This is a genomic window from Lentzea sp. (assembly GCF_036380075.1).
Taxonomy (GTDB): domain Bacteria; phylum Actinomycetota; class Actinomycetes; order Mycobacteriales; family Pseudonocardiaceae; genus Lentzea.
This window is the reverse complement of the sequence record NZ_DASVFL010000022.1, coordinates 1-10,941: the sequence shown is the minus strand read 5'-3', so window position 1 is coordinate 10,941 and position 10,941 is coordinate 1. Positions and strand designations below refer to the sequence as shown.

At 69.8% G+C, this 10,941-nt stretch carries 9 protein-coding genes and 2 pseudogenes; 8 read left to right on the top strand and 3 right to left on the bottom strand.

Features of this window, described 5'->3' with window-relative positions; translation table 11 throughout:
• A pseudogene (locus tag VF330_RS02425) lies at window positions 1-225 on the top strand (MFS transporter); the annotation flags it as partial.
• 628 nt (window positions 226-853) lie between these two features.
• Here the strand turns inward: VF330_RS02425 and VF330_RS02420 are convergent.
• Together VF330_RS02420 and VF330_RS02415 are read right to left on the bottom strand one after the other, a co-directional pair.
• Complete coding sequence (locus tag VF330_RS02420; RefSeq protein WP_330849810.1) at window positions 854-2,131, bottom strand: cytochrome P450; 1,278 nt, start codon at window positions 2,129-2,131, stop codon at window positions 854-856.
• 31 nt (window positions 2,132-2,162) lie between these two features.
• Complete coding sequence (locus tag VF330_RS02415; protein WP_030470246.1) at window positions 2,163-2,756, bottom strand: TetR/AcrR family transcriptional regulator; 594 nt, start codon at window positions 2,754-2,756, stop codon at window positions 2,163-2,165.
• A gap of 166 nt (window positions 2,757-2,922) precedes the next feature.
• On the opposite strand from VF330_RS02415, the gene VF330_RS02410 reads away from it, so the two are divergent.
• From VF330_RS02410 to VF330_RS02380, 7 genes are all read left to right on the top strand, one after another.
• A complete protein-coding gene (locus tag VF330_RS02410; protein WP_330849809.1) occupies window positions 2,923-3,099 on the top strand; it encodes a hypothetical protein in 177 nt (58 codons plus the stop codon).
• A 103-nt stretch (window positions 3,100-3,202) separates the two neighbouring features.
• A complete protein-coding gene (locus VF330_RS02405) occupies window positions 3,203-4,393 on the top strand; it encodes a glutamate-cysteine ligase family protein (protein WP_414675321.1) in 1,191 nt (396 codons plus the stop codon).
• On the top strand, window positions 4,390-5,679 hold the full coding sequence (gene egtB, locus VF330_RS02400; RefSeq protein ID WP_330849807.1) for an ergothioneine biosynthesis protein EgtB: 1,290 nt from the start codon (window positions 4,390-4,392) through the stop codon (window positions 5,677-5,679). Before VF330_RS02405 ends, egtB begins: the two co-directional genes overlap by 4 nt.
• Before the next feature lie 3 nt (window positions 5,680-5,682).
• Window positions 5,683-6,411, top strand: coding sequence for an ergothioneine biosynthesis protein EgtC (egtC, locus tag VF330_RS02395; protein WP_330849806.1), 729 nt, complete (start codon window positions 5,683-5,685; stop codon window positions 6,409-6,411).
• Window positions 6,408-7,379, top strand: a complete 972-nt coding sequence (egtD, locus tag VF330_RS02390; protein WP_330849805.1) for an L-histidine N(alpha)-methyltransferase — start codon at window positions 6,408-6,410, stop codon at window positions 7,377-7,379. The genes egtC and egtD overlap by 4 nt, the downstream gene beginning before the upstream one ends.
• Window positions 7,380-7,440: 61 nt before the next feature.
• Window positions 7,441-9,039 carry an alpha/beta hydrolase gene (locus VF330_RS02385; protein ID WP_330849804.1) on the top strand — a complete coding sequence of 533 codons (1,599 nt, stop codon included), beginning with the start codon at window positions 7,441-7,443 and terminating at the stop codon, window positions 9,037-9,039.
• 112 nt (window positions 9,040-9,151) lie between these two features.
• A complete protein-coding gene (locus VF330_RS02380; RefSeq protein ID WP_330849803.1) occupies window positions 9,152-10,735 on the top strand; it encodes an alpha/beta hydrolase in 1,584 nt (527 codons plus the stop codon).
• A gap of 9 nt (window positions 10,736-10,744) precedes the next feature.
• Here VF330_RS02380 and VF330_RS02375 read toward each other — a convergent pair.
• Window positions 10,745-10,941: pseudogene (locus tag VF330_RS02375) on the bottom strand (sulfite exporter TauE/SafE family protein); the annotation flags it as partial.

Here is a 10,941-nt window from a genome sequence, read left to right as displayed (position 1 = left end):
TCGGCGACGACGAAGCTGGCACCGCGCGCGTTCGCCTCGCAGACGATGAGCCTGTGGTTCCTCGCGGTGTCGGCCGGCACCGGCGTGGCCGCGCAGCTCGTGAAGTTCTACACGACGAGCCCTTCGGCGTACTTCTTCACGTTGGGCGGCGCGGCCGTGGTGCTCGGCGGGGCTCTCGCGGTGGCGGCTCCGGCCATCAAGAAGCTGATGGCGGGGGTGGAGTAGGGCTGGTTCGGGAGGCGCGGTAGGGGTGGGGGCCTGCCGCGCCGCCGGGTTGGGCGTGCCGGCTGGGGTGCACTGGGTGAGTGCGCCGCGTCAGGTGCGCCTGGTGGCGGAAGGCTCAGTGGGGTTCCTCGTGGCGGAGGGGGACCCTCGGTGTTCTGCGAACTACGGTGCGAGGGGGCCTTCAGCGCGAGAAGCGCTCAGCGAGAGGCTCTCCGCGTGAGGAGACTTCGGCGCACGGTCGACTTCGCCGCGAGGGAACCCTCTGCGCGAGGGGTACCTCAACGCGAGGGGCACCCTCAACGCGAGGCGGACCGGCGTGAGCCGTACCCATCGTAAGTCGGGTCCTGGGGGCGCCGAGCCTCTGTCATGAGCGGGTCCCCGGCGTCATCGAGCCCCCGCCGCGACCCGAACCCCAGACACCGCCAAGCCCTCACCGCCAAGCGGAGCCCAGCCGACCCGGCCCCACACCAACCCCCGGAAAAGGGTGAGAGGGAGGCCCGTCGCGGCGGCGGTGCGGCGGGTCTCCCTCTCACCTCTAAGAATGCACTACGCAGATGTGTCATTGGGGCACGAACATTGCTCCACGCGGGTGAAGTAGCGCACGTGCTGCAACAAATTTCGCTTTTCGTCAGCCCGGCTTCACGGTGAGTGACCGCGTGGTTTCGCTGGAGCGCACCGGAAGGCGCAAAGCGCCGCGGATGAGTTTCGACTTCCGCCGCGACACGGGGCCGTCCTGGGTGAGGTCCGGGAATCGCTTGAACAGTTCGTGCAACGCGATCGCGCCCTCGATGCGGCTCAGTCCCGCGCCGACGCAGTAGTGGATTCCGGCGCTGAACGCGAGGTGCTCGCGCGCGTTGGACCGGGTCGGGTCGAACTTCAGCGGGTCCTTGAAAACGCGCGGGTCTCGATTCGCCGCCGCCAGCATCAGCATGACCGGCATTCCCTTGGGAAGGCTCACGCCCGCGAGTTCCAGTCGTTCCTTCGGCCAGCGGATCGTGTACTGCACGGGCGGGTCGAGTCGCAGCACTTCTTCGACGAATCCTTCGGCGTACTCGGGACTTTGCGCGAGTGGCGCGACGGTGTGCGGGTTCTCGAACGCCTTCAGCACGCCGTTGCTGATGAGGTTGACCGTCGTCTCGAATCCGGCGAAAAGCAGCAAACCGGTCGTGGCGACGAGGTCCTCGCGGCTGAGGTCGTCGTGCTGCTGCACGAGGTGGCTGACGATGTCGTCCTGCGGGGCGCGGCGGCGTTCGTCGATGAGCACGTCGATGAAGTCGTTGTACTCGACGATCGTGGCGTGCAGGTTCTGGAGTTGCTTGTGCGACCAGACGCCGTCGAGCGTCTCGCCCAGGGCGCTGCCCCACCGCGCGAACGTGTCCTTGTGGCCGTCCGGGATGCCGAGCAGGTCCGCGATCACCTGGATCGGCACCTGCGAGGCGAAGTCCCGCACCAGGTCGAACCTCGGGCCGAGCCGGTCGAGGTGGTCAGTCACGATTTTTTGGATGGACTGCGTGCGGTCCTTGAGCGCCCGTGGCGTGAAGAACGGCTGCACGAGCTTGCGCAGCCGCGTGTGGTCCGGCGGGTTCTTCATCAGGAACGAGTCCTGCACCGGGTTGACGACCTTCCGGCCGTCCTGGACCAGCGTGATCGGCACCATCGACGCCTCGTCGAACGTGGCGGTGATGAACCTGTTGTCCCGCAGCACCGAGTCGCAGATCGCCCGGCTCGGCGTGACGTACGCGCGCATGCGGCTGCGCACCATGTCGCCCTTGGCGCGGATCTTCTCGTACATGGCGTACGGGTCGCGGTCGGGCGGTGAGGCCATCACGCCCGCGTACGGGTCACCGAGCAGCGCATAGCCACGGACGAGAGTGCGCAGCGCGAAGAACTGGACGGCGGTCTTCATGGACTCACCTTGCGGTGTGCACCGCGAACGTTCAAGAGCTTCTGCGGTGGCGGCGCACGGTTTCCTCGACCAGGTCGAGCACCGGTTCCATGTCGTCGGCGGGCAGTCCCATCGCGAGGTGCGACACGAGACCTTCCAGCACCAGTTCCAGGAAGCTCGTGAGGACCGTGACGTCGACGTCGTCGCGCAGGTTGCCGGCCTCGCGCTGCCGGATCAGGCGCTGCCGCGTGGCCGCCGTGAGCTGTTCGCTGCGCTCGGCCCACCGCGCCCGGAAGTCGGGATCGGTGCGCAGCCGGCGCGACACCTCCAGCCGCGTGCCGAGCCAGTCGGCGGCGTGCTCCTCGGTGCGCTTCTCCGGCTCGTCGAGCAGGTCGCGCATGACCTGGACCAGACCCTGCTCCGCCACGACGTCGGCCATCCGCAGCGCGTCGTCCTCCGCGAGGGCGAGGAAGAGCGACTCCTTGTCGCGGAAGTGGTGGAAGATCGCACCGCGGGATAGTCCCGTCGCCTCTTCGAGACGGCGTACTGTGGCGCCTTCGTAGCCGTGTCGCGCGAAACAGGCACGCGCGCCGTCGAGGATCTGACGGCGGCGGGCGTCGAGGTGGTCCTGGCTCACCCTGGGCACCGGTAGATGGTTGCAGGGCAGAGGCGTGAAATCCAATCCGTACGTACGGATTGAACACTCCCGTTGGTGTGATCTTCACGGGTCACCCCGGCCGGCGCGCCCGTTCGAGTGGATCACCGCGCCTGGCTGCGTGAAGCGGCCCGAATCCGGCAATACCCTCTCCGACATGGAGTCGCAGGAGATCGTCAAGCTGTCGGCGCTCGCCGAGCGCCTGGGCTGGCGGCTGCCCGCGTGCGCCGGCGCGCACCTGATCGACCTGCTCGTGGCCAGGACGGTCGTCGACCTCGTCGCCGTCCTCGCCGAGGACCGGGACGCCTTGCCTGTGCGCACCCGTGCGTCCTGACACAACACCACTTTCGTAAGGATTTGAGAGCTGCGAGCGCCGGATCCCGCGTGTAGCGTCGACTGGGCCAGACGATCACGGGGAGTGTGGCAACGTGACTGCGTTGCGTGACCAACCGGCGCCGGTGAGGTTCGCCGACCGCGCCGAGGCCGAGGCGTACGTCGCCTCGGTCTGTTTCAAGCACGGACCTCCGAGGCTCTTCGGCGTGGAGCTCGAGTGGACCGTGCACCACGCCGAAGACCCGTCACAGGTCCTCGATCGACAACGGCTCGCCGCCGCGCTCGGCGACCACGCACCACCGACACTGGTTCCGGACAGCCCGCAGAGGCCGCTTCCCAGCGGCACCCCGCTGACCGTCGAACCGGGCGGGCAGGTCGAGATCTCCACTCCTCCCTGCACCAGCCTCCCCGACCTCTTCCGCACGGTCGCCCAGGACGTCTCCCACCTCACCGCGATGCTCGCGGACCACGACCTCGTGCTCGGCGACAAGGGCGCCGACCAGCACCGCGGCCCGACGCGCATGCTGCGGGTGCCCCGGTACGCGGCGATGGAGCACGCGTTCGCCGAGCTCGGCAGCGACGGCATCTCGATGATGTGCAACACCGCGGGCCTTCAGGTGTGCATCGACTTCGGCGAGCAGAAGCACCTCCAGGACCGCTGGGCCGCCGTGCACCAGCTCGGACCGGTGCTCAACGCGTTGTTCGCGAACTCGCCCAGCACCGGCGGCATGCACGCCGGCTGGGCGTCGGCCCGCATGCGCACCCTGTACGGCACGGATCCCGTGCGCACCAGGCCGAGCGCCGTGTGCGCCGATCCCGCCGCCGCGTACGCGCGGAGGGTCCTGGACACCCCTGTCATCGTCGTCCGCGGGCCGGGCCCGAGCTGGATCCCGCCGCGCAGGCTGACGTTCGCCGACTGGATCGACGGGGCGCTCGACCGCAGCCCCACCAGCGACGACCTCGACTACCACCTGTCGCTCATGTTCCCGCCGGTGCGGCCGCGCGGGTACATCGAGATCCGCTACCTGGACACGCCCGCCCCTGGCGGGTGGATCGCGCCGAGTGCGCTGCTCGTCGCGCTGTTCAGCGACCCGTCCGTCGTGGACGGAGTGCTGGCGGCGACGGAACGGGCCGCCGGGCGGTGGCTCGTCGCCGCCCGGTACGGGATGGCGGACGAACGCATCGCCAGAGCGGCGCAGGACGTCGTCGCACTGGGCATCGAGGCGTTGCACCGCACCGGTCTCTCCGAGGACCAGATCAGCACCATCAGCCGGGAGCTTGAGGGGAAGCTGTGACCGAAGAACTCCGCGAGCAGGTGGCGGGGGAGCTGTTGCGCTCGCGCGCGCGTTCCACCGCCCTGACAGACGCCGTCGACGAGCACGACCTCGTCCGGCAGCATTCGAAGCTGATGTCGCCCCTGGTCTGGGACCTGGCGCACATCGGCAACCAGGAAGAGCTGTGGCTGGTGCGCGACGTCGGCGGCCGCGAACCCGTCCGCAGCGACATCGACGAGTACTACGACGCGTTCAAGTTCAGCCGGTCGGTCCGGCCGGAGCTGCCGCTGCTCAACCCCCGCGAAGCCCGCCAGTACGTCGGCGACGTGCGCGGCAAGGTGTTCGACGTGCTGGAGAAGGTGCCGCTGGAGGGCCGCCGGCTCGTCGAGAACGCCTTCGCGTTCGGCATGATCGTGCAGCACGAGCAGCAGCACGACGAGACGATGCTCGCCACGCACCAGCTGCGCAAGGGCGACCCGGTGCTGCACGCCCCGGCTCCGCCGTCCGGGAACCTCGTTCCCACGACGGAGGTGTTCGTCCCGGGCGGGCCGTTCGAGATGGGCACGTCGGACGAACCGTGGGCGCTGGACAACGAACGTCCCGCGCACGCCGTGCACGTCGACTCGTTCTTCATCGACACGACACCGGTGACGAACGGCGAGTACGCGCAGTTCATCCTCGCGGGCGGCTACGACGACCGTCGCCTGTGGACGGACGAGGGCTGGGAGCACCGCACGACCGCGAAGCTCGTGGCGCCGCGGTTCTGGCAGCGCGAGGAGAACTCGTTCGTGCGCACGGCTTTCGGCGTCACCGAGCCGGTCGTGGCCGACGAACCCGTGGTGCACGTGTGCTTCCACGAGGCGCAGGCGTACGCGACGTGGGCGAAGAAGCGCCTGCCCACCGAGGCCGAGTGGGAGAAGGCCGCCCGGTTCGACACGGCGACCGGCAGGACCCGCCGGTACCCGTGGGGCGACGAGGAACCGACCGAGCTGCACGCGAACCTCGGCCAGCGCCACCTGCGCCCGGCCCCGGTCGGCGCGTACCCGGACGGGGCGTCGCCGAGCGGCGTGCACCAGCTCATCGGTGACGTGTGGGAGTGGACCTCCAGCGACTTCGGTCCCTACCCGGGCTTCGAGGTGTTCCCGTACAGGGAGTACTCCGAGGTCTTCTTCGGACCGGACTACAAGGTGCTGCGCGGCGGCTCGTTCGGCACCGACTCCTCCGCCGTGCGCGCGACGTTCCGCAACTGGGACTACCCGATCAGAAGGCAGATCTTCGCCGGCTTCCGCTGCGCCAGGGACGCCTGAGCGGTGTGCCGCCATCTGGCGTACCTGGGCCCCGCCGTGCCCTTGGACGACCTGCTCTTCGACGCGCCGGAGTCGTTGGAGCGGCAGGCGTACGCGCCCCGGCAGATGCACGGCGGTGGCACGGTCAACGTCGACGGCTACGGCGTGGGCTGGTTCCCCGGTCCGGTGAGGTACCGCCGCGCGGGCCCGATCTGGGCGGACGCCAACCTGCGCCAGCTGGCGCGGACCACGGCGTCCACGGCGTTCCTGGCCGCGGTGCGGTCGGCGACGGTGGGCATGCCGGTGGTCGACCCGGCATGTGCGCCGTTCACCGACGGCACGTGGTTGTTCAGCCACAACGGACGTGTCTCCGACTGGCCGGAGTCGGTGGCGGGGCTCGCGGGCACGGTGCCGGTGACCGACCTGCTGACGATGGACGCGCCGACCGACTCCGCTCTGCTGTGGACACTCGTGCGGCGCAGGCTCGAAGCCGGGCTCGCGCCGGCCGACGTCCTCGCCGGCCTCGTCCGCGAGGTCGTGGCCGTCGCCCCCGCCTCGCGGCTCAACTTCCTGATGACCGACGGATCGGTCATCGCCGGCACGACCTGGACCCACTCGCTGTGGGTCCTGCACGACGGGGAGAGCGTCACGCTCGCCTCCGAACCGCTCGACGGCGACGACGCGTGGCGGGAGATCCCCGACAGGCACGTCGTGCTCGCTGATCCATCCACTGTGGAGGTTCGACCGATATGACCGAGCCGGTGCTGGACGTTCACCTCACACCCGAGGACGCCGCACACGCGCTTCGTGCCGACGTGCGTGCCGGGCTGACCGCGGACCCGAAGTGGGTCTCGCCCAAGTGGTTCTACGACGCGGCGGGCAGCGCGTTGTTCGAGGACATCACCCGCCTGCCCGAGTACTACCCGACCCGCGCCGAACGCGAGGTCCTCGCCGACCGCGCCGCCGAGATCGCGGCGACGACCGGCGCGCACTCGTTGGTGGAGCTGGGTTCCGGCTCGTCGGAGAAGACGCGGCTGCTGCTGAGCGCGTTGCGCGAGCACGGCACGTTGCGGGAGTTCGTGCCGCAGGACGTCTCGGTGTCGGCGCTGACCGAGGCCGCGCACGCGATCATCGCCGACTACCCGGGACTGCGGGTGCACGGCGTGGTCGGCGACTTCACGCAGCACCTGTCGCTGCTGCCGGGGGAGTCGCCGCGGCTGGTGGCGTTCCTGGGCGGCACGATCGGCAACCTCATCCCGGAGGAGCGGGAGAAGTTCCTCCGCACGGTCCGCGACGTGCTGGAGCCGGGTGAGTGGCTGCTGCTGGGCACGGACCTGGTGAAGGATCCGGAAACCCTGGTGCGCGCGTACGACGACGCGCAGGGCGTGACGGCGGAGTTCAACCGCAACGTCCTCAACGTGCTCAACCGCGAGGTCGGCGGCGACTTCGACGTCGAGGCGTTCGAGCACGTGGCGTTGTGGAACGCCGAGCAGGAGTGGATCGAGATGCGCCTGCGGGCCGCGAAGCCCCAGCGGGTGGTGCTCGCCGAGCTCGGCCTGACCGTCGACTTCCGCGAGGGCGAGGAGCTGCGCACCGAGGTGTCGGCCAAGTTCCGCGAGGAGGGCGTGCGGCGGGAGCTGGAGGAAGGCGGCTTCGCGTTGCACCGCTGGTGGACCGACAGCGAGGGCCGGTTCGCGGTCTCGTTGGCCCGAGCGGTGTAACCGGGCGAACACCCTCCGATAGGCCCTACAAGCGGCTCGCCGTCAGTGGTGGGCTGCTGCGATGACTCCTGCAACCTCGCGTGCCGTGCGCGTGGCGCTCGTCAGTGCGCTCGCGCTCGGCACGATCGCCTCCGGGCTGGGCACCGCCTCCGCCCAGCCCGAAGCGGCCTCCGCCGTCAGACCCGCCGCGTGGGGACCCTGCGCGGAGGACGTGCTCGCCGAGATCCCCGCCGCCGAGCGCACCCGTGTGAGCTGCGCCGTCCAGACCGTGCCCGTCGACCACTCGCGGCCGCGCGGCGACAAGACCGGCGTGGTCATGATGAAGCGCCCGGCCGCCGACCAGTCCAAGAAGATCGGCTCCCTGTTCATCAACCCCGGCGGTCCCGGTGGCGCCGGCCTGATCTACAGCGCCTACGGTTCCAGCTTCTTCACGCCCGAGGTGCTGGAGAGGTTCGACCTCATCGGCTTCGACCCGCGCGGTGTCGGCCGCAGCGCCCCGTTGCGCTGCTTCCGCACGCAGGAGGAGGCCGACTCGGTCAACGAGGGCTGGTTCGCGCTGCCCATCACCAAGGACGAGATCGCGAGCTCCATCCGGCAGTCCAAGGTCTACACGGACTACTGCGGCATCAACGCCGGCCCGTTGCTCAACCACATGTCGACCGAGGCCGTCGCGCGCGACCTCGACGTGATGCGCGAGGCCGTCGGCGACCGCCAGCTCACCTACGTCGGCTTCTCGTACGGCACGCTGCTCGGCGCGACCTACGCGAACATCTTCCCGTCGAAGTCGCGTGCCCTCGTGCTGGACGGCAACGTCGACCCGCAGCTGCGGTTGACCAACGGCGCGCAGTACGACCGCGAACGCGCCCGCGGCTTCGAGATCGCCCTCGACGCGATGCTGAAGCGGTGTGACAGCGCGGGTGTGGAGAAGTGCGCGTTCGCCGGTGGTGCGCGCAAGAAGTTCGACGACCTCCGCGAGAACCTGCGCAAGGGCCCGACGACGCTGCCCGGTGGCACCGTCGTCACGCTGACCGACGTCGTCGGCCGCACGTCGAGCAACCTGTACAGCCCGTCGACGTTCAAGGCGCTGACGGCGTGGCTCCAGTCGATCCACGTGGCGCAGAACCCGTCCGCCGCTTCCATCGGCATCCAGTCCGTTGTGGACGTTCCGGTGCTGAACAACCTCGGCGGCCGCGCGGATGTGCGCGCTTTGCCCGAAACGCCCTACACGGCGGACGACTCGTACTACGCGGTGAACTGCATCGACAAGCCGTTCGCCCGCACGAACAAGAACTGGGCCACGACCGCGGCGAAGTGGGAGAAGGAGTCGCCGACGTTCGGCCGCTACCAGGCCGCCTCCGACCTGCTGACCTGCCCGACGTGGCCGGCGCGCCACCCGGACCGCTGGATCGGCCCGTGGAACCGCCACACCAGGAACCCGGTCGTCGTGGTGGGCAACTACTACGACCCGGCCACGCAGTACCTGTTCGCGCAGCGCATGGCCAAGCAGCTCGGCAACGCGCGCCTGATCAGCGTGGACGCCTTCGGCCACTGCATCCTCGGTGACTCGGCCGGTGCGGACGCGGCGGTGACGAGGTACCTCGTCGACCTCACCGCACCCGTGAACGGCTCGGTGTACCAGCCGAACGCGCAGCCGTTCTAGTTCGCGAGCGTTCCGGGGGCGGCGGTCGTCGCCCCCGGAACCCTCCGAATGACGGGTACAAACGATGTACCGACGGTGATGAGGTGCACGCGTGACGTCATCATCAGCATCTGTGCGTGTTCTGCTCGCGGGGGTTCTCGCGCTCGGCACCGTCGTCTCCGGCCAGGGCACCGCCTCCGCCCAGGCCCCTTCGGTCGGACCCGCTGCCTGGGGGCAGTGCGCGGAGGACGTTCTCGCCACGCTTCCCGCCACCGTGACGCCCGAGGAGCGGGCGCGCCTGACCTGCGCGGTCCAGGAGGTGCCCGTCGACCACTCGCGCCCGCGCGGGGAGAAGACCGGCATCGCCATGATGAAGCGGCCGGCGAACGACCCGTCCCGCAAGATCGGCTCGATCTTCCTCAACCCCGGCGGCCCCGGCGGCTCCGGCCTGCTGCGCGGCGCCGTCGCCAAGAACTACTTCCAGGCCTCGGTCCTGGACCGGTTCGACGTCATCGGCTTCGACCCGCGCGGCGTCGCCCGCAGCGCGCCGTTGCGCTGCTTCCGCACGCAGGAGGAGGCCGACGCGGTCAACGCCGGCTGGTCCGCGCTGCCGATCACGAAGGAGGAGATCGGCACCACGATCCGGTCCGCCAAGGCCTACACGGACTACTGCAGGATCAACGCAGGTCCGTTGCTCAACCACATGTCCACCGAAGCCGTCGCGCGCGACCTCGACGTCATGCGCGAAGCGGTGGGGGACAGGCAGCTCAACTTCGTCGGCTTCTCCTACGGCACGCTGATCGGCTCGACGTACGCGAACATCTTCCCGTCGAAGTCGCGGGCGATCGTGATCGACGGCAACGTCGACCCGCAGCTGCGCCTGACCAACGGACCCGAGTACGACCGGCAGCGCGCGCAGGGCTTCGAGATCGCCCTCGACGCGATGCTGAAGCGGTGCGACAGCGCGGGGGTGGAGAAGTGCGCGTTCGCCGGTGACGCCCGCGCGAAGTTCGAGGCCATGAAGACGGCCCTGGCCCGCGGCCCGGTCACGTTGCCGGGTGGCACCCAGGTGACGCTGGCCGACGTGATCGGCCGGGTCGCCGGTGACCTGTACTCGGTGCCGCGGTTCGCCGCGCTGGTGACGTGGCTCCAGTCGATCCACAACGCCTTGAACCCGGCGCCCATGACGTCCGCCGTCCAGTCCGTCGTGGACCTTCCGGCGCCGCTGAACAACGGCGCCGGCCGCTTGGACGTCGACCCGCTGCCGGAGACCCCGTACACCGCCGACGACTCGTACTACGCGGTGAACTGCATCGACAAGCCGTTCGCCCGCACGAACAAGAACTGGGCCACCACGGCGGCGAAGTGGGAGAAGGAGTCGCCGACGTTCGGCCGCTACCAGGCCGCGTCCGACCTGCTGGCGTGCCCGACCTGGCCGGCGCGCAACCCGGACCGCTGGATCGGTCCGTGGAACCGCAAGACGCCGAACCCGGTCCTCGTGGTCGGCAACTACTACGACCCGGCCACGCAGTACGTGTTCGCGCAGCGCATGGCCAAGCAGCTCGGCAACGCCCGCCTGATCAGCGTCGACTCGTTCGGCCACTGCATCCTGGGCCGCTCGGCCGCGACCGACGCCGCCGTGGCCCGCTACCTGGTCGACCTCGTGGCTCCGGCCGAGGGCCAGGTGTTCCAGCCGAACGTGCAGCCGTTCGCGTAGTCCGGCCGGTCAGAGGAAAGCGCTCCGCACGATGAGCACCACTGCGCTGGCGCCCGCGACGACCAGCATGGGCGTCCGGACGCCCTTCGCGTCGAAGCGCCGGCGCAGTGGTGAGGAGAGCAGGAAACCGGCGATCAGGAACGGGACCAGCAGCACCCCGCTCCACAGCTTGTGCGCCGTGACCGTCCCGGCGACGGTGAGCCCGA